This window comes from Psychromarinibacter sp. S121 (assembly GCF_049801035.1).
Lineage (GTDB): Bacteria > Pseudomonadota > Alphaproteobacteria > Rhodobacterales > Rhodobacteraceae > Psychromarinibacter.
Genome location: NZ_JBNAGE010000003.1, coordinates 923,747 through 941,982 on the forward strand (window position 1 = coordinate 923,747; position 18,236 = coordinate 941,982).

The window sequence follows — 18,236 nt, forward strand, 5'->3', positions numbered from 1 at the left end:
AACTAAAGACGCCCCTCGCGTATGAGCGGGGACGCCGCCGCAATCCCTTGGCGCCTGATCTGGTCCGCCAGTCTGAGGAGTGCCTCGGAGGCGTCCGCCGATTGCAGCGCATCAATCGACGCGGTCGCGGTATGCCCGCGCGCATGATTGGAGAGGTGGCCGGCAATTGCGTCCGCAACGGCGGCCTCGAAGTCCTTCGCGGGCAGCCGCCAGCCGGATCGGTCCGGTCCGCCGGAGATCAGCCGGTTCGAGACGTAATATCGAAGCCGCTTGCCGGTGCGTGAAGTGTGGGTGGGGGTCAGGCCATCTCCGGTGTCATCGCGGAACTTGCCCTTGAGGGGCGCAACCTCTTCGACAGGCGCGCCGGGCGCCGCGCCCCGACGGCGGGCGCTTGCGGCCTTCAAGCGATCCTGAACCTCGGTCCAGACTGTTTCCTCGATGATCGCCGGGTGTGTCCCCGGATAGCTCTTTTCCTTGTGTCGGATCCGTCCGAGGTAAACTGGGTTCGTGAGGATCCGGTGGACTTGGCCCTGGCTCATGCGGTTGCCGCCCTGTTCGCGCCCGGTCGAGAACCGGGCGCGCTTCGACCTCAGTCCCAGCCGGTCCGCCGCGCGGGTGACGGCATTGAGGCAGCCATGCTGGCGGTAGAGGTCGAACAGCTGTCGGACCACGGTGGCCTCGGCCTCGTTGACCACGAGCTCACGCCGGATCGGATCCGGATGCGGATCGTAGCCGAGGGGACAGACGCCGCCCATCCATAGCCCCTTCTTCTTCGAGGCAGCAATCTTGTCGCGGATCCGTTCGGCGGTGACTTCGCGTTCGAACTGGGCGAAGGACAGAAGCACGTTTAGGGTCAGCCTTCCCATCGACGAGGAGGTGTTGAACGCCTGCGTCACGGAGACAAAGGAACAGCCCGACGCCTCCAGTCGCTCCACCAGCTTCGCGAAGTCTGCCAGCGACCGGGTCAGCCGGTCGATCTTGTAGACCACGACCATGTCGACCCGACCGGCATCAATCTCGTCCAGCAATCTCTGCAGGGCGGGGCGCTCCAAGGTGCCGCCGGATACGCCGCCATCGTCGTAGCGTGCCGGGAGTAGCTTCCAGCCTTCATGCTTCTGGCTGGCAATATAGGCGGCACAGGCTTCGTGCTGGGCGTCAAGCGAGTTGAAGTCCTGTCCCAGCCCCTCGTCGGATGACTTGCGGGTATAGATTGCGCAGCGGATCATGGGCCTGGTCATGACGCAGCCTTTCCGGTCAGGCCGAAGAACCGGGGGCCGGACCAATGCGCGCCGGTGATCTCGCGGGCGATGGCCGAAAGCGAGCGCCAGGATTCGCCCTTCCAGAGAAAGCCCCCGTCGGTGACCTCGACCACGTGGGTCACTCCGTTCCATTCCCGCAGCAACCGGCCACCCGGCTTCAGACCGGGGGCAGGCGTCGTCCTGGCGGATGCCTTGTCCGCCGGCTGCTTCAGGGCCTTCTCGACCTGGCGTGACAGACCGCCCGACTGCCGCGTCTGGATCTTCGTGGCGAGAAAGCGGCGCAGGAACACCATGCTCAGGCCCTTCGGGACCGCGGTTCCGAACCGGTCGGTCCAGGCCGCGACAAGCGCGGCCCGGTCCATGGTCTCGAGATCCGCAACCCGGATCATTCGGCCGCCTCGGGATCGGCGTTGATCCGGAAGGTGGTCGGATCGCCCATCTCGGCACCGCGCGTGCGGGTGATCGTGAAGCCGGCGCGGCGCAATCCGCTAAGGGCGGCTCGTATCGTGTGCGGCTGCCAGCCGGTGGCCTCGCATAGTGCCATGACGTTCGTGCCGCCGGGCTGGCGCAGCATCGCTTCCACGGTGCCGATCTTGGTCTGTCTGGGTTTGGACATCTGGTGTCTCCTCGATCCATGGGGCGGCGGGATGCCGGCCCCGGTACCGAGGAGCGCCCGGGAGCGTTCCGGGCGTGGGACCACTGATGCTCGGTTCTGCGCGGTAGTCCAGTCACATCCGCAGCATTGCGGCCCCAACTCTACATGTTCGTCAGAGAATTAATCTTGGTTTCTGCGGCATCGCATTTTCTTTGTAAACAATGGCTTAAGGTATTTTCTTCTTGCGCGGCCGGAAGGCCTGCGCTAGGGAGAACTTGCTCCACAGTGTGGGGCGTTGTCCTTTTGGCAGCACTCTGAGCCGGAACTCTCTGGCGTATATTGGGAGCATAACCAGAGGCAATTACACCGGATCATTTTGGTCCGGGGGGTTGCTCTATGTGCTCTCTCCGTCACCCAAAGCGATCCTTCTGATACCTGGCGCATCGCGTCGAGCAGTTAGGAGGCTATCATGCCTGCAAAGACGAAACCGTCGGATCAAGGCGATCCGACCTCTGTCATCTGGATGGCGCGCGAGATTGCGCACCAGCCGATCGACAAGCTGAACCCCTATGGCAACAACCCGCGAAACCACACCGACAGGAACGTCGGCCGCATCGCCGGATCGATCGAGACATTCGGGTTCGTGCTACCGATCCTCGTCGAGAGCGACGGCACCATCATTGCCGGTCACGGACGCTACGCGGCGGCCAAGCGCCTGCGCTTGTCTGCGGTGCCGACGATCTGCGTCGATCACCTGACCAAGGCGCAGGTGCGGGGGCTGCGGATCGCCGACAACCGGCTGGCCGAACTGTCCGACTGGAACCGGGACGCGCTGAAGATCGAGTTCGCCGACCTGGTCGATCTCGATCTTTCCGACGACCTGGACTTTGACCTGGAACTTACTGGCTTCGACCTGCCTGAGATCGACCTCATTATCGAAGGGGCAGGGGACGGCGATGCCGCGCCGCCCGAGACGGTGGAGGAACCGGACCGGACACGGCCCGCCGTCACCCGCGCCGGTGATCTCTGGCTTCTCGGGCGGCACCGGCTTGTCTGTGGAAACGCCTTGGAGGCAGGCAGCTACGACGCCGTCCTTGACGGAGAGACGGCGCGCATGGTGTTCACAGATCCGCCGTTCAACGTACGGGTAAATGGCCACGTGCGCAGTGGACAATCAGGCGAGCACCGAGAGTTCGCGATGGCGTCGGGTGAGATGACAGATGCCGAGTTCCGCTCGTTCCTCGCGGAGTTTATCTCCCGGGCCATGGACCAGCTGTCCGACGGTGGCATCGCCATGATCTGCATGGACTGGCGACACGTCGCGGACTTGATCACGGCCGGCACGGGCTGTTGCCTCGAACTTATCAACCTTTGCGTCTGGAACAAGACCAATGGCGGCATGGGCAGCCTCTATCGTTCGAAGCATGAACTGGTCTGCGTCTTCAGGAAGCCGGGTGCGCACCATATCAACAACGTCGAACTTGGCAAGCATGGGCGGAATCGGACCAATGTCTGGGACTATGCCGGGGTAAACACATTCGGGAAGAGTCGCGAGGCAGATCTTGCGGATCACCCGACCGTCAAGCCGACGGCGCTGGTCGCGGACGCAATACTCGACGTCACGCACCGTGGCGATGTCGTCCTTGACTGCTTTGGAGGGTCCGGGGCGACGTTGCTGGCCGCAGAGAAGACCGGACGTACGGCCCGGCTGATCGAACTCGAGCCAATCTACGTCGATGTCGCGGTCCGCCGTTGGCAGGAACTGACGGGTCTGGAGGCCGTTCACGCAATCACCGGGGAAACCTGGGACGCACGTGCCACTGTGGCGACTGCGACGAGCGAGAAGGAGACGGCCGATGTCGACGGATGACGAAGACGGCGACGAGCGTGACTACGAGGTCGGCTACGGCAAGCCGCCAAAGCACAGCCGATTCAAGAAAGGCCAATCCGGCAATCCGAGGGGCCGACCGAAAGGGGCGAAGGGCTTCAAGGCCAGTCTCAAGCGCGAACTGGCCACAAAGGTCACCGTTCGTGACGGCAACAGGGAGATGAAGATCTCCAAGGCGGAGGCAGCCGCGAAACGGCTGATGGCCAATGCTCTGAAGGGCAATATGAGAGCACTGGGCATGCTGGCGAGCTTTGACGATGAATTCTCGGACGAAGTTGCCGCTGCCGGTGTTGGCGATGATGGCACACTTTCGCCTGAAGCCGTCGACTTCGAGATCCTCCGCGAGTTTCTGAACCGACCATCCGAGCCGGACGCGGATGACGACCCTTCAGGAGACACCGATGACTGACCTCGACCCCCGCATAATCCGGCAAGCCTTGCTCGACGTCTATCGGACGGACTTCTTCTCGTTCGTGTGGAAGGTCTTCGACACGCTGCATCCGGATCCGAACGAGCAATTCGTACCGGCCTGGCATGTGAAGGCGATGTGCCATGAACTCGACAATGTGCGCACCGGTGAGAACAAGCGCCTGGTGATCAATATTCCGCCGCGGTGCCTCAAGTCGGTGACCGTGTCGGTGGCCTATGTCGCCTTCATCCTGGGGCACTCACCCTCGTCGAAAATTATCGTCGCCAGCTACAGCCTCGATCTTGCGCGCAAGCACTCGGAGGACTGCCGCCGCGTGCTGATGTCGCGGTGGTACCAGGATGCGTTTCCGGACACGCGTTTGGCTAGGACAGGAAACACTCTTGACGAGTTCAAGACCACCAGAGGGGGCGGCCGAAAGGCCGTCTCCACCGGCAGTTCGGTGACAGGCCATGGGGCCGACTACATCATCATTGATGACCTCCTCAACGCGGCCGATGCCGATTCCGATGTCGAGCGGAACAAGGCCGAGGCCTTCATCGACAGCTCATTGATGTCGCGCTTCAACAATCCGTCGGAGGCGCGTGTGGTCATGATCGCCCAGCGACTGCACGAACTGGATCCCCCAGGCTACCTGCTGTCGAAAGGGACATATCGGCATCTGAACCTCAGGGCCATTGCCGAGGAGGAAGAGCGGATCGCAATCGGGCAGGGGCGTTTCCATTGCCGCACAAATGGCGAGGCCCTGTTTCCGGAGCGACTGGGCCTGGATATTTTGGCGCAGAAACGCCGGGAATCCGGGCCTGCGGTCTTCAACTGCCAGTACCAGCAGAATCCGATCGCCCCGGATGGATCGCCGCTGCGCTGGGAATGGTTCAAGACCTATGACGAGGTCATGCATAGGAACTGGTATCAGCTCGTGGTTCAGAGTTGGGATACGGCCGAATCCGCCGACCCGAAATCCGACTTCTCCGTCTGCACTACTTGGGGGTTCCGGGAGCGGGCCTGGTACCTGCTCGATGTCTGGCGCGGGCAGCTTGATTTCCCGGATCTGAAACTCCGTGTGCAGAAGCTGGCCGATCAGTGGAACGCCGATAAGGTCCTGATCGAAGACGCCTCTTCCGGGCGGCCCCTGTTCCAGGAACTTTTCCCGGAGAACCGGCGTACATACAAAAAGATCAGGCCCGAGAAAGACAAGGAGATCCGCTTCAGCGCGGCCTGCGTCCCGGTACGCGAAGGGCTCGTTCACCTGCCCCGCGAGGCACCCTGGCTGCCGGCATTCAAGCGCGAGCTTCAGAGTTTTCCGCGGGGGACAAAGAAGGATCAGGCCGACAGTTTCAGTCAGTTCCTGATCTGGTCACGAGGCACGGGGTTCTGGCGTTCATTGCCGCCAGACGATTCGCTTCGGGAAGAACGACGCGAGCGACACAGAAACCGCCCGAGCCGGCGGAGTTGGCGGGACGACGGCTGATCTGTTCCGAGCCACCGACCCAGTCGAGAAGGAGGTATTGCCCCGCGACGCCGCCTGGCTGCCGGAATTCAAACGCGAACTTCAGGGCTTTCACCGCGGCCGATACGATGACCAGGTCGACAGTTTCAGCCAGTTTCTCAACTGGTCGACCGGTACCGGCTTCCGGCGGGGGCATTGTCAGAGGAACTTTGTTTGATAGACTGTCGTCGGCCGGATTCCTTTTCGCTGCGGCATTCTGAAAGGCGTTTTTCCTTACAGAACAGGTTTTTGCGCCCTCTTGTCGGAAGAGGCGAAGCAGAAGGGTAGTCGGATGCGATTCCTCTGACAATGCCCTTCCGACGCATGCGAAGTTTGCAGAAGTTCGCTTCCGTCCACGCCTCTGTCAGCAACCATTTCAATTCGGAGCGCAGCCTCTCCTCCAGAGCCCATTTCAAGAAGAACCGCGCCGCCGCACTGGCCGAGTGGCGCGATCTCTGCGCAGCATAAGGGACAGCCATCCTGTCCTTGCATAGATGGGGCAATCGGGTTGCGAGTCGCCCAACTGATGACCGTTGGGGCAAAGTCCTTCAGGCTATGCCGGATCAATTGGTCCGTCCGTTCGGAACCGGAAGGAGGAATGGCAATGCAGTATTATGCCGGTCTGGATGTCTCGCTGAAGGAGACGTCGATTTGTGTGGTGGATGGGACCCATCGCGTTGTGAAGGAGGGCAGGGTTGTCTCGGAACCCGAGACGATTGGCGCCTGGTTGCAGAGTCTGGGATTGCCCTTTGAACGTGTCGGCCTTGAGGCAGGGTCGCTGGCGCCTGCCCTCTACGACGGTCTGCGCAAAAGGGCTTGCCGGTTGTCTGCCTGGATGCGCGCCATCTGAAGAATGCCACGACGGCGATGCCGGTGAAGACGGACCGGATCGATGCCCGGAATATTGCCTGGGCCCTGCAGGCTGGTTGGTACCGGACCGTTCACGTGAAGAGCCAGGAAACCCACAAGCTTCGAGCATTGCTGCGCAGCCGCGCCATGCTGGTGAAGACGCGCACGACGCTGGACAATCACCTTCGCGGAATTCTGAAGGCCTTCGGGCTGAAGGTCGGGCGCGTTGCGGTCGGTCGGTTCGAAGACCGGGTGCGCGAGCTGATCTCTGACATCGCGGTTCTCGAAGAGACTGCGGAGGCGGTTCTGCGGGTGCGGTCTGAAGTTGCTGCGCGGTTGGCGGACCTGCATCGGCAGGTGCTGGCCGTGGCGAAGTCGGATCCGGTCTGCCGCCGTCTGATGAGCGTGCCGGGGGTGGGGCCGGTCACGGCACTGGCATACCGGACTGCCGTCGAAGACCCGAGCCGGTTCAGAAAACCGCCTGAAGGACTTCACAGATGCAACCCGATTAGCGAAGACGAGTTCGAATTCGTCTGACAGCACCGACATCCGGCTTGTTCGTGCGGGTACGACCTTGAAAGAAGGGTGCCTCTGCCGGCAGCGGAGCCGAGACATTCACACCGCCATGCTTGAGGGCAGTCGGTTTGAGGGTATGGGTCGTTAAGGCGGGCTCTAGTGCCAACCGGCGAGACGCTTGCGGCAAAGCTCCAGCATTTGATCGGCTTTGGTGGTTAAGGTCTCATCCAGATTGGGGGCGCCGGGCAGAACCGCCTGATCGAGCCCGACTGCTAGAGCCGCTGTCAATTCTTCCATCGCGGCATTGGCATTACGCGCGGCGAGCCCGGCGGTCGCTGCCATACGCAGAAAGTCAGCGCGGCGGAGCTTATCGTCCTTGCCATCCAGTTTCAGGGCCATGCGATCATGTTCGAGGCCGGGAAAGACACGTGTAGTCACAGCATCATAGAGCGGCGCCACCCGAACGCTCGGGAAGGTGATATCGCCGGGATGCGCGATCTTCAGTAGGGCAAGGTTCTTCAAGTGCATATCGCCATCGGCGATGAGCCAGGCGAACAATGCCCGCTTGAGAATGATCAGCAAATCATCCTCCGGCGCTGTTGAAAGGGGACGGACGGCGCGCGCAATGCGCTCGATCGTGCCGTCATATTTCGCTTCGGGCGAGAGATCGATAACGGAGCACATGTCTTCCAGGGCGATCAGACGGTCATCATCGGGAGCACTGCGAATGTCGAAGCGTTCGACAATGAGTGCGGGCGGCATCCCGTCCGGCATACCGGCCAGGGCGACAGCCGGTGTGTCGAGCCCGGCGCTCCGTCCGAGAGACATGGATAGATACTCAATGACAGGGAGTGCCTGAAACCCGCTAGTGCCTGCGGGTTTCAGAATGTGCGTGAAGGGCTCTGTCGTACTGGGAATGAGGTGTCCCCGCGGATCAAGATACATCGGCGCCTTGATCTGCACTCCAGATAGACGGGGCGTTTGCGCACTTGCGAACAGACGCGCGAGATTATCTTCGAAGCTTTGCTCGATATCGCCACGGCCCGGCCCTTCATACTGACCTGTGAAGACACCATCAGAACAAAAGTCGTCCAGCCGGGCGGACAGGACATCCGCCGGCAGAGCTTCAATTTCAGAAGGATCGGAGCTGATGGTGATGTTCGACATGTAGCGCTTGCCGGAGCGTAGCAGCGCGCGCTCATCACTTTTCTTGAGAACGCGCTCCAGCCACCCTTCCGGCAACAAGGAGAGAATGAAGGGCGGCAGTTTGCCGGGGGTACGTTGCTGGACAAGCGGCAGATCAAAGCCCTTTTGGGCCTGCCAGCGCCACTCGAACCCGTCATGACGCAAGGCGCCAATAGGCTTGCCGTGCCAGGCAACCGTAAAGCTCAGCGCGGCTTCGTTGCGCACCTCAATAAGTGAGGGCGACTTGATGAGATAACGCTCAGCGTGTTCGCCCTCGCGATACCATTCGTTTTCACGGGCGAGCGCCCATAGCGCATCGGCGGCAGCCTTCGGATCGCCGTACTCTTCGATAAGCCGTGCAGCGAGTGAGGCGCGCATGTCGTCATCGATCGAGGCCGCGTGTTCGCTGCGCAGCCGAAAGGCTTCCAGAAAGCGATGCCGCAAGGACGAGACATCGATCCGAAACTCGCCGAGTCCGTCCGCAATCAGCGCCGGTGACGTGGACGGATGCGCGGGCGCGGCATTCTGGATAATTTCAAGGCTCCTGATGCGGGTACGCTGGGAGCGCGGCCCGCTGATGTACAGCCGTCCGTCACGTGTGGGCGCAAGCAGCACGGCGCTGGCACTGGACAGATAAGCGCGCGGGTAGAGATAATGGGCAATGCGCACGGCATGGCGCAGCACTGTTCCGTCGATGTCATCATCGGCATCAACATATATGCCGCGCATCAGCTGTACGATCCGGCCTGTTTCAGCCTGATAGTGCGCCCGCGCCTTATCCAGATTCTCGCCTACGAGATACAGCATCTCTTCAACCGTCGCGTATTTCACCTACGGAAAAGTTACATGAACTGCACCAAGAAGTCAAGATTTTATAACTTTTACGTATTTCAAATGCGCGTAAGTTAGAATCTATGGCGTAGAGGGACGCTACAGCTGTTCCTCGCCCCATGCCCTATGTCTCAGGCCTTGAGGATCAAGACCCCGTACTCCCGCGCCCGATCTGCGGAGCCCATGAGCCCGCGCGCGTCGCGGGGATTGCCGCCCGTCCTGAACCCACGACCAGAGAAAGCTACCGCCTTGAATTGATTGCCACTCAGGGTGGCGGAGCTCTAGGGTGAGGCCACGAGCAGAAATTATGGCATTGTCAGGGGAACTTTGTTTGATAGACTGTCGTCGGCTCGTTTCTTGGTCGCGGCGGCATTCTGAAAGGCGTTTTCCCTTACAGAACAGTTTTTTGCGTCCTCTTTTCGGAAGAGGCGAAGCAGAAGGGTAGTCGGATGTGATTCCTCTGACAATTCCCCCGGAACGATTCCTACAACAATATCCTTGCATGCATTCTGCAGGAACGGCGAAGTTTAATCGTTAGGACGTTGACGGCTGGTGACCGACGCCTTGTCATATGCGTAGGGTCGTTTCCGGATCGAACAGGCTGATTGCCTTGGGGCGAATCTTCAGGGACAGAGTGGACTGTACCAGGGGGCGGTCCCTTGCACCCAGCCTTACCGTTACCGGCGTTTCTCCGACGTTCATGACCACCATCGTATCGGGCCCGGTCGGTTCCACCACATCCACGATCCCGGACAGGGTCGAGCCGTTTCCATCCATGGAAACGGCTTCGGGCCGGATGCCCGCGACAATCTTTTGTCCGGTCATGCCCGACAGCAGCGAGCGGTGGTCGGGCGAGGGCTTCAGGGTCTGGCCGTCGGACAGTTCCAGCACCGGGCCTTCGTCGCCACCCACAACCGTCGCATCAAGGAAATTCATTGACGGCGAGCCGATGAAGCCGGCAACAAACATGTTTGCCGGCTCGTCGTAGATGGTCTGAGGATCTGCCAGTTGTTGCAGATAGCCGTCCTTCATGACGGCCACCTTGGTGCCCAACGTCATCGCTTCGACCTGGTCGTGAGTCACGTAAACGATGGTCGTCTTCAGCCGTTCGTGCAGGCGTTTTATTTCGGTGCGCATCTCGACGCGCAGCTTGGCGTCGAGGTTCGACAATGGTTCGTCGAACAGGAACAGTTCCGGGTCGCGGACGATCGCGCGTCCCATCGCGACGCGCTGGCGCTGGCCGCCGGACAGTTGGCCCGGCTTGCGGTCCAGCAGGTGCGATACCTGCAGCAGGTCGGCCGCGCGCTGCACGGCCGCGTTGCGCTCTTTCTCGGGCATACCGCGCATTTCGAGCCCGAACCCGATATTTCGGCGCACCGACATGGTCGGGTACAGTGCGTAGGACTGGAACACCATCGCGATGTTTCGGTCCTTGGGGAACACGTCGTTCACGCGCTTTTCGCCAATGACCACGTCGCCGCCGGATGCCGGTTCAAGCCCCGCGATGATGTTCAGCAGGGTGGATTTGCCGCAGCCCGAGGGGCCGAGAAGGACAAGGAACCCGCCATCGTCCAGGTCGACGTCGATGGAGTGCAGGACATCGAGGGCTCCGAAGCTTTTGCGGACGCCGCGAAGGGAAAGTTGCGACATGGGCTTATCCTTTGACTGCGCCGGCGGTGATCCCGGCGACCATTGCGCGCTGTACGATGGCGAACAGGACGATGACGGGGACAATGGAGATCATGCCCCCCGCGGCCAGCATGCCCCAAGGCAATTGGAACTCGCCCACCATGAGTTGAAGCCCGACCGGCCACGTGCGTGCGCCCTGGCTTGTGGTGAGCATGAGGGCGAAGAGGAATTCGTTCCACGCCGCGATGGCGACGAAGACGGCGGTGGCGACCAGCCCATTGCGGGCGATCGGGATTACGATGCGCCACATCGCTTCCAGCCGGGTACAGCCGTCGATGCGGGCGGCGCTTTCCAGCTCTTTCGGAGCCGCATCGAAAAAGCCTTTCATCATCCAGACGAAAAGCGGCAGCAGGAAGCTGGTGTAAGCCAGCGCAAGGCCCGCCTTGCTGTCCAGCAAGCCGATGTTCCGCATCACGATGAACAGCGGGATGATCATCAGCACCGCGGGGAACATGCGGATCACCAGATATCCCAGCATTAGCTGGGTGCGGCCCCGGAAGTGGAAGCGGGAGAAGCTGTAAGAGGCGACGGTGCCCGCAATCAGACAGATCGCCACCGTCGTCGCGGTGACGACAAGGCTGTTCCAGACCAGCGTGGGATAGTCGGACTGGGTCCAGATCTTCACGTAGTGGTCGAAGGTGAACCGCGTTGGAAAGTAGACGATACGGTCCGTGACGATGTCTTCCGACAGCTTGATCGAGGTCAGGAACGTCCAGATGATCGGTGCGACGCAGAAAAAGGCCAGCAGGATGAGGACGACGTAAGTCAGAATATCCTGCCGTCGGGTGGAACGGGAAATCGTGCGTGCCATGCTCAGTCCTCGTGTGCCCGTGTAATGCGGATGTACGCCCAGGCGAACAGCATCAGCAGGGCGAACATGACGACCGAAAGCGCTGCGGCGTATCCGAAATTGAAGTCGCGATAGGCGGTCTGGAAGGCGTAAAGCGACAGCACCTGCGTCGACCGTCCCGGACCGCCGTTGGTCAGGATCAGCAGCAGGTCGGGAGAGTTTACCAGCCCGATGACACGCAGGATGACCGCCGCGGCAATGACGGTGCGCAGCATCGGAAGCGTGATCAGCCGCAATTGCGCCAACGGACCGGCACCGTCGATGTCGGCGGCCTTGTAAAGGTCCGAGGGGATGCCCTTCAGCCCGGCAAGGATAAGCAGCGCGAAGAAGGGAAACCCGTGCCAGGCTTCCACGAGGATTGCCGCGGCCATTGCCGTCGTCGGGTCGGCGAACCACGCCTTGTAGCTGTCGAGCAGCCCGACCCGGACCAGCAGGTCATTGATGACCCCCAGTCTGGGGTCGAGCAGAAGCGACCACATATGCCCCGCGACGACGTTCGGCAGGAAGAAAGGCAGAAGGATGAGAACCCCCAGAACCTTCGTTCCCGGCAATTCGCGGTTCAAAGCCAGGGCCGCGACGAGGCCCAGCAGGAATTCCAAAACAAGCGCCGAGGTGGCCCAGATCGCGGTGTTCCAAAGCGCAAGCCAGAAGACCGGGTCACCCCAAAGGCGGACATAGTGCTTGAAGCCAACGAAGCCGGTGCCCAGGGCAGGCCGGTTCAGTCGCATTTCGCGCACCGACAGCCCCATGCCGTAGATGGTCGGGTACAGCACGATGGCCAGGATCAGAAGCAGGCTTGGCAAGAGCAGAAGGTACATCCAGTACCGCGTCTCGGACAGCTCTCCGAGGATCGCCAGCGGGTTAATCGACCGCTTGCGCCTGTCCATTCCAGTCATCGTCGTCGCCATGCATTTCTCCTTGGAGCCTGAGGGTCTGTCAGGCAGGCCGGTCAGCCGGGGCGGCACGCCGCCCCGGCCGGCCTTGCGTCGGACCTAGACGTCGTCGAGGCCGCGGATCATTTCGTCGACAGCCTGTTCCGCCGTAGCGGTGCCGATCAGCACCTGCTGGAAGGCGGGCAGGGCGACGCTTTCCGACCAGCCGGCAAGGCCGGGGAAACTGGGCGGCATCTGTCCGAACCCAAGCGTTTCGCCCGCGGGCGCGTAGATCGGGTTGCCGGTGATCGCGTCGTTTTTCGTCAGCGCAAGCGAGGCGGGGAAGTAGCCGGTCACCTCCAGGAAGGCGAGCGCCGCTTCGGGCTGGGCCCAGAACTTGATCCACTCCCACGATGCGTCGGCATTCCGTTCGTTCAACATGCCGTTGTAGGCATAGGCAAGGCGGGCGATGCGCGCCGAGGGGCCTGCGGGCATGAGAGCGGTGCCGAACTGTTCGCCGGGCGTCAGCATGGCGCTGATATCGTTGATCGATCCGGTGTGGTGCCACAGCATCCCGGTCTGCCCGGTCGAGAAGCCCTCGATGATCTGGCGGAAGCCATCGTTCGGCGCCGAGGGGGGCACGACTCCCTCCTTGAACAGCCCGGCGTACCACTCGAGCGCCTCGACCGCGGGCGCCTTGTCCAGCCCGATCTCGCTGTCCTTCACCAGCGGCGCGCCGAAAGCTTCCATCACGTCGATGATGTACTTCTGGCCGCCCGGGCCGCCGCGCAGGCCGAACCCGTACCGGTTCTGCGACGGGTCGGTGATCTTCTTCGCCGCTTCAAGCATTTCGACATACGTGCTGGGCGGCGCGATGCCGGCCTCGTCGAACCAGTCCTTGCGGTAGTACATCCAGTCCACGAACGCGAAGGACGGCACGCCGTAGACCTTGCCGTCGTGCGTGATGCCGGTCCAGCGATCCTCGGGATAGTCAGCTTTGCCTTCCCAGCCGTCGATGCGGTCGGTCAGGTCCACAAGCGCACCCATCGCGGTCAGGTCCGCAACGCGTTCCGCGGTGACCTGGCTGGTGTCGGGCTTGCTGTCCGCCACGACGGCGGCGGTGACCTTGGTCATGAACTCGGGGTTCGGGATGTTCTCCTGCGTCACCTCGATGTCGGGATGCGCTTCGGCGAAGGCAGTCAGAACCGCCTCCAGGCCTGCGAATTCTACCTGGCTGGTAAAGTGGTGCCAGTAGTTGATCCCCGCCTGCTGCGCGAACGCCATCCGGGGCATCGCAGAGGCGGCAAAGGCGGCGCCGGTTCCCTTCAGAAGCGCGCGTCTGTCTAACTTGATCGTCATGTCTTCCATCCTCCCTGATAGTTTAGTTGAAGTGCCGTTCATCCACGTGGGTCTTGGCCACTGCGGTCCGGTCCAACGCGTCCCAATCGTAGTCGTAGCCGACGCCCGGCGTGTCGCTGACGGTCAGCACGCCGTCCTTGATGGCCAGCGGACCAAGCCCGGACAGACCGTCGATCTGCTCGGTGCTCATCACGAGTTGCTCGTAATAGTCGTTGTTGCGGATCGCGGCGCAAAGCTGTGCGTTTTCAAGGCTCATGCCATGAACCTGCGCCCGCATTCCGAAGCTGTCGGACATCTGCGCGATCTTCATGGCGCCGGTGAAGCCGCCCTTGTAGAAAGCGCTGATCCGCGTCATGTCCAGCGCCCGCGCCTCGATCCAGCTTGCCATGTTCCAATGGCAGCCGTCCGAGGTTTCCGCGGCCAGAACCGGAATGGACAGCTTCTCGCACAGCTTGGAATAGGCGCCGAGGTGGAACTCGCGCATCGGTTCCTCATACCACAGGAATCCTTCGTCCTGCAGCGCCTGGCCGACCTTCAGGGCATCGACATAGTCCCAGCCAGCCGAGCCGTCGAACATCAGGTCAGCGTCCGGACCGGTCCACTTCCGCAACGCGCGGGACAGTCCGATATCGGCCTTCACGTCGCCCCAAGCGTGCAGCTTGAAAGCGGTGAAACCGATGTCCATGCAATGCTTTATGTGCCGTTCGTAGTCTTCCAGCGTGTCCCAGGTGACGGTCGAGGCATAGGCGGGCACCTTTGGATCGTAGCCGCCCAGAAGCTGGTACACGGGCAGACCCGCAAGCTTCGACTTCACGTCCCACGCCAGCACGTCGAGGATACCCAGTTCGCGCATGTGGATTTCTTCGACCCGGTCGATTTCCCAGATCAGGTGCCACAGGCATTCCGTCAGAAGCGGGTTCTCTCCGATCAAGGTATGGTAGCGGCGCTGGATCAGGTCGAGGACCGAGGCGCCGCGCGACACTTCCATCGCGCCGTAGACCCCCGCATCGGTGTCCATGCGGACCACGGCCTTCACCGGACGGTTCCCGTCGGCGAGATCGCCGCGAGAGCCGGACAGACCTTTCCGCCACATGAAAGGCGGCCAAGGGTCCGTCTCGATCAGCCAACATGTGAAACCTGTAATCTGCACGCATTCCTCCCTGCGAATTGATTAATCAGATGTCTACCCTTGGTCTTCCAGTTGCCGCGAGGGGTCCTCCGTGTGGGCACCCGGTCTGCCGGTTGCTGTCCACTCCCTCGGGGTACAGTCGCTCTTGTTGCGATTTGCCGCCGTCAGGCCGTGGCAAGCGCCTTTGCCGTGTTGTTTGCTAGCAGGTTGCAGGGGGGCGCCTTCGGCGTGTCCTCGGCCGTCAGGGGATCGGGCTGCGACCACGTCGTCCGCGCGGCATCAGACAGCGTCAGGCCAAGGCCGGGCCGGTCCGGGACATGGATGAAGCCGTCTTCGATATGGAACGGGGTCTCGACCAGCATGTCGTAGTTCTGAAACGAGTATTCCATCCACGGTACCTCGGGCAGGGCGCAGGCGGCATGAACGCCGATCTCCAGCGTCGTGTTGCCAAGCGCAACCGGAATGCCGAGTTCTGCCGCAAGCCAGCCCGTGTGCATCACCTCGGTCACCCGTCCGTGCACGTTGATGATGTCGGTCGAGCGCGTCATGAGAAGGCGGGCGCGGTTCGATACGTCGAGGTATTCGCCCGAGTTGATCTGGGTCCATGGGCAGGCGGCGGACAGTGCGCGCAGCCCTTCGAAATCGTTGCGCAGGATCGGGTCCTCGACCCATATGAAGTCGTGCCCCGCCTTGTGGAACATGGACAATCGCGCCGCAGCTTCCTTTGCCGACCAGCCCTCGTTGGCGTCGATCATGACGCCGGCCTCGGGGCCCACGACATCGCGCAGAAGTTCGATACGGTGAAGGTCCCAAGCCGGGTCCGGGTTGCCGACCTTGATCTTGAAGGCCCGGAACCCAAGCTCGGCGGCGCGGGCAAAGAAGCTGCTGAACTCGGCGTCGCTGAGGTGATAGTCCAGTCCGCTGGCGTAGACCGGCGCGCGGCGGCGGGTGCCGCCCATGAAATCCGCCATCGGCAGCCCGGCCTGCTTCGCCGCAAGATCCCAGAGCGCGATCTGCAATGCCTCTCCGAAGCCGACCGTCGCGTCGCGCTGATTTCCGCCGCGCGGACGCTCGATGCGATGGATCAGGGCGCCAGGCGTCCGGCCATCAAGGTCGGGCCAGACCGCGCGGGCGAAGCGCGCTTCGAGTTCAGCCTGCGGCGCGACGGCTTCCCACATGGAGTGGCCGAAGCCAAGGCCGGTGCGGCCCTCTGCATCCGTCAGTTCCAGAGCGAAGCCATGAAAGGTGTCGAACCGGACCTGGCAGTCCCCGATGACACGGTCCCGTCCGAACTGGAAGCGGGTGAGTCGGAAGTGCTTAAGGGCTGTATTCACTGACTGATCTCTTAAAAAGTGGTGACTGATTTATCAGATGTAGTCTCATGTCTATTGTTGAATTTCAAGATCGGAGTTAATTTCGCTTTCATGAAGACCCGAGATCCACGCCCGCTGCTGTCCGAAGTTGCCTATGAGCGCATCCTTCAGGCGCTGTTCGACGCCCGTCTTCAGATGGGTGCCCAGATCAACCAGGGGGCCCTTGTCGAGATGACGGGCATACCCGTCGGCCCGGTGCGCGACGCCCTGAAGCTGCTCGAGACGGACGGCATCGTCAAAGTCCATCCCCGTTCGGGGATCGAGGTGATCAGCCCGTCGATGGACCTGATGCGTGCGACCTTCCAGTTCCGCTCGATCATCGAACGACCGGCGGCCCGTGCCTTCGCAAGGGTCGCCCCAGAGGAAGATCTGCTTGAGCTTCAGGCCCGCCACAAGGACGTGATCGCCCAGCTGACGGGGCAGGAGCCCTCGGCCAACGTTGGCGATATCCTTGATGGCGTCGAGGTCGACTTTCATCCCCGCATCGTGGCGTCGCTCAACAACGAGCTTGTGGACGCGAGCTATCGGCGGCTTAGCCTCATGGCGCGTATTCTGAAGGTAAAGGCGATGATCTATCCCTCGGCCGCGCTTGTGTCCGTGGGCGAGCATCTCGCTGTCATCGAGGCGTGCCTGCGCCGGGATCCGGATGCGGCTGAGAATGCGATGTCGCAGCATCTGACCAATGCGTTGAACCGGAACCTCGGGCTGACCTGAGCCGGGCCCGCGTCACGACGCGGGCATGTTCTCCCGGAAGATCGCCTGAAGCCGCGGGGGGTATTCCGGTTCCATCTCGCCCCGGATCGCGGCGACAAGGTTGCGGATCACTTCGCGCGCCTCGACGCGGGGGTTCTGGTCAATGATCGCGTCAATGGTGCGGTCTAGAAGCAGGGTCCGCGTCGCCTCGGTGAAGTCGTGCGCGATGAACACCAGATCCTTGGCGCGGCCCATTTCCTTCACCGCCTGCGCGATGCCCTGATTGCCAGAGCCGATGTTGTAGATGCCTACAAGATCGTCCTGCGCCAGAAGCCGCCGCGCTTCGCGGTAGGCGTTGTCGCGGTCGTCCTCGATCACCGCGAAGTCCACGACGAGAAGCTCGGGGAAGTCGCCCGACAGGATGGACCGGAACCCCATCTCTCGTTCCTCGTGGCCGCGGTACGACGGCGAGCCGATAAACAACCCGATCCGGCCAGGCTGACCGGCGGGCAGGAACCGCCCCATAAGCAGGCCCGCAAGACGCCCGGCGGCGCGGTTGTCCACGCCGACGTAGCCGATCTTCGACACGGCGGGGATGTCCGACACCAGCGTGGAAACCTTGATGCCGGCGCACGCCAGCTGGTTGATCTCTTCGCGGATCTCTGGGTGGTCCGGTGCGATGATGCCCACGCCCTCGCAGGTGCCGGACGCGTTGCGCAGCGCCTCGACATAGCCTGCCGGCTCTTTCGCGGGCACGTTGCGGATCTGGATGCTGACGTCCTCGGTCTCTTGCGCCTGCAAAAGTAGATGACGGCGCAGCGACTGCATGAAGCTGTTCTCGCCCTCCGGCAGGATCAGCAGAAGCCGCAGGGATTTCTGCGGCGTGACCTCGACCTCGCCAAAATAGCCAAGCCGTTCCGCCACGCCCAGCACCGCGTCGCGGGTCCGCTGCCGGACACCGGGGCGGTCGTTCAGCACCCTGTCCACGGTGGCGGGCGACACCCCCGCGCGGTCGGCGATTTCCTTGATCGTCGTTTTCATGCCGTCACCGGTAACCTCTTTATGATGTGGCAGATGACATCATTGAGGGCGCCTTTTCAAAGAGAACTTCACTTGAGCCGCCTAAATCGCCTCTGTGATCCATTTTGATGGGAAATGATGGTTTTTGATGATTGGGTCGCCTTTCGCGGCATGGCACCAAACATCAGCGAGCACGCAAGCCGCATCCGGGA

The 18,236-nt window shown here is 62.0% G+C and carries 17 protein-coding genes and 1 pseudogene; 7 read left to right on the plus strand and 11 right to left on the minus strand.

The features are described 5' to 3' along the window. Window positions 1-2 precede the first annotated feature (2 nt). The 3 genes from ACP156_RS18265 to ACP156_RS18275 are packed head-to-tail and all read right to left on the minus strand — an operon-like array spanning window position 3 to window position 1,875. Window positions 3-1,238 carry a recombinase family protein gene (locus ACP156_RS18265; RefSeq protein WP_425052788.1) on the minus strand — a complete coding sequence of 412 codons (1,236 nt, stop codon included), beginning with the start codon at window positions 1,236-1,238 and terminating at the stop codon, window positions 3-5. After that, a complete protein-coding gene (locus ACP156_RS18270) occupies window positions 1,235-1,648 on the minus strand; it encodes a DUF2924 domain-containing protein (RefSeq protein WP_425052789.1) in 414 nt (137 codons plus the stop codon). Before ACP156_RS18270 ends, ACP156_RS18265 begins: the two co-directional genes overlap by 4 nt. Continuing rightward, the gene (locus tag ACP156_RS18275) at window positions 1,645-1,875 is read right to left on the minus strand and encodes a DUF3489 domain-containing protein (protein ID WP_425052790.1); all 231 of its coding nucleotides are present in this window, start codon (window positions 1,873-1,875) and stop codon (window positions 1,645-1,647) included. The genes ACP156_RS18270 and ACP156_RS18275 overlap by 4 nt, the downstream gene beginning before the upstream one ends. Window positions 1,876-2,323: 448 nt before the next feature. Between ACP156_RS18275 and ACP156_RS18280 the strand changes: the two genes are divergently transcribed. The 6 genes and pseudogenes from ACP156_RS18280 to ACP156_RS18305 all read left to right on the plus strand — a co-directional run bounded on the left by ACP156_RS18280 (window position 2,324) and on the right by ACP156_RS18305 (window position 7,044). After that, window positions 2,324-3,724, plus strand: coding sequence for a site-specific DNA-methyltransferase (locus ACP156_RS18280; RefSeq protein ID WP_425052791.1), 1,401 nt, complete (start codon window positions 2,324-2,326; stop codon window positions 3,722-3,724). After that, window positions 3,711-4,151 carry a DUF5681 domain-containing protein gene (locus tag ACP156_RS18285; protein ID WP_425052792.1) on the plus strand — a complete coding sequence of 147 codons (441 nt, stop codon included), beginning with the start codon at window positions 3,711-3,713 and terminating at the stop codon, window positions 4,149-4,151. The genes ACP156_RS18280 and ACP156_RS18285 overlap by 14 nt, the downstream gene beginning before the upstream one ends. Then, window positions 4,144-5,640 carry a phage terminase large subunit gene (terL, locus tag ACP156_RS18290; protein WP_425052793.1) on the plus strand — a complete coding sequence of 499 codons (1,497 nt, stop codon included), beginning with the start codon at window positions 4,144-4,146 and terminating at the stop codon, window positions 5,638-5,640. Before ACP156_RS18285 ends, terL begins: the two co-directional genes overlap by 8 nt. A 333-nt stretch (window positions 5,641-5,973) precedes the next feature. Continuing rightward, window positions 5,974-6,126, plus strand: a pseudogene (locus ACP156_RS18295) (IS6 family transposase); the annotation flags it as partial. Window positions 6,127-6,262: 136 nt separating this feature from the next. Next, window positions 6,263-6,508: a hypothetical protein gene (locus ACP156_RS18300; protein ID WP_425052794.1), complete on the plus strand. Its 246-nt coding sequence runs from the start codon at window positions 6,263-6,265 to the stop codon at window positions 6,506-6,508. Then, window positions 6,475-7,044, plus strand: coding sequence for an IS110 family transposase (locus ACP156_RS18305; protein ID WP_425052795.1), 570 nt, complete (start codon window positions 6,475-6,477; stop codon window positions 7,042-7,044). The genes ACP156_RS18300 and ACP156_RS18305 overlap by 34 nt, the downstream gene beginning before the upstream one ends. A gap of 135 nt (window positions 7,045-7,179) precedes the next feature. Here ACP156_RS18305 and ACP156_RS18310 read toward each other — a convergent pair whose 3' ends face one another. The 7 genes from ACP156_RS18310 to ACP156_RS18340 all read right to left on the minus strand — a co-directional run bounded on the left by ACP156_RS18310 (window position 7,180) and on the right by ACP156_RS18340 (window position 16,272). Next, window positions 7,180-9,039 (minus strand): type II toxin-antitoxin system HipA family toxin, encoded by a 1,860-nt coding sequence (locus tag ACP156_RS18310; RefSeq protein ID WP_425052796.1) that lies wholly within the window; start codon window positions 9,037-9,039, stop codon window positions 7,180-7,182. A 567-nt stretch (window positions 9,040-9,606) separates the two neighbouring features. Continuing rightward, a complete protein-coding gene (locus tag ACP156_RS18315) occupies window positions 9,607-10,689 on the minus strand; it encodes an ABC transporter ATP-binding protein (protein ID WP_425052797.1) in 1,083 nt (360 codons plus the stop codon). 4 nt (window positions 10,690-10,693) lie between these two features. After that, complete coding sequence (locus ACP156_RS18320) at window positions 10,694-11,539, minus strand: carbohydrate ABC transporter permease (protein WP_425052798.1); 846 nt, start codon at window positions 11,537-11,539, stop codon at window positions 10,694-10,696. Between the two features lie 2 nt (window positions 11,540-11,541). Next, window positions 11,542-12,486 (minus strand): carbohydrate ABC transporter permease, encoded by a 945-nt coding sequence (locus tag ACP156_RS18325; RefSeq protein ID WP_425052799.1) that lies wholly within the window; start codon window positions 12,484-12,486, stop codon window positions 11,542-11,544. A gap of 84 nt (window positions 12,487-12,570) precedes the next feature. Beyond that, window positions 12,571-13,809 (minus strand): ABC transporter substrate-binding protein, encoded by a 1,239-nt coding sequence (locus tag ACP156_RS18330; protein ID WP_425052800.1) that lies wholly within the window; start codon window positions 13,807-13,809, stop codon window positions 12,571-12,573. 22 nt (window positions 13,810-13,831) lie between these two features. Continuing rightward, window positions 13,832-14,902 (minus strand): enolase C-terminal domain-like protein, encoded by a 1,071-nt coding sequence (locus ACP156_RS18335; protein ID WP_425052801.1) that lies wholly within the window; start codon window positions 14,900-14,902, stop codon window positions 13,832-13,834. Between the two features lie 200 nt (window positions 14,903-15,102). Then, the gene (locus tag ACP156_RS18340) at window positions 15,103-16,272 is read right to left on the minus strand and encodes a mandelate racemase/muconate lactonizing enzyme family protein (protein WP_425052802.1); all 1,170 of its coding nucleotides are present in this window, start codon (window positions 16,270-16,272) and stop codon (window positions 15,103-15,105) included. Window positions 16,273-16,362: 90 nt separating this feature from the next. Here ACP156_RS18340 and ACP156_RS18345 point away from each other — a divergent pair, with 90 nt between their 5' ends. After that, window positions 16,363-17,025: a GntR family transcriptional regulator gene (locus ACP156_RS18345; RefSeq protein ID WP_425052803.1), complete on the plus strand. Its 663-nt coding sequence runs from the start codon at window positions 16,363-16,365 to the stop codon at window positions 17,023-17,025. A 12-nt stretch (window positions 17,026-17,037) separates the two neighbouring features. Here ACP156_RS18345 and ACP156_RS18350 read toward each other — a convergent pair whose 3' ends face one another. After that, complete coding sequence (locus ACP156_RS18350; protein WP_425052804.1) at window positions 17,038-18,045, minus strand: LacI family DNA-binding transcriptional regulator; 1,008 nt, start codon at window positions 18,043-18,045, stop codon at window positions 17,038-17,040. Window positions 18,046-18,236: the final 191 nt, after the last annotated feature.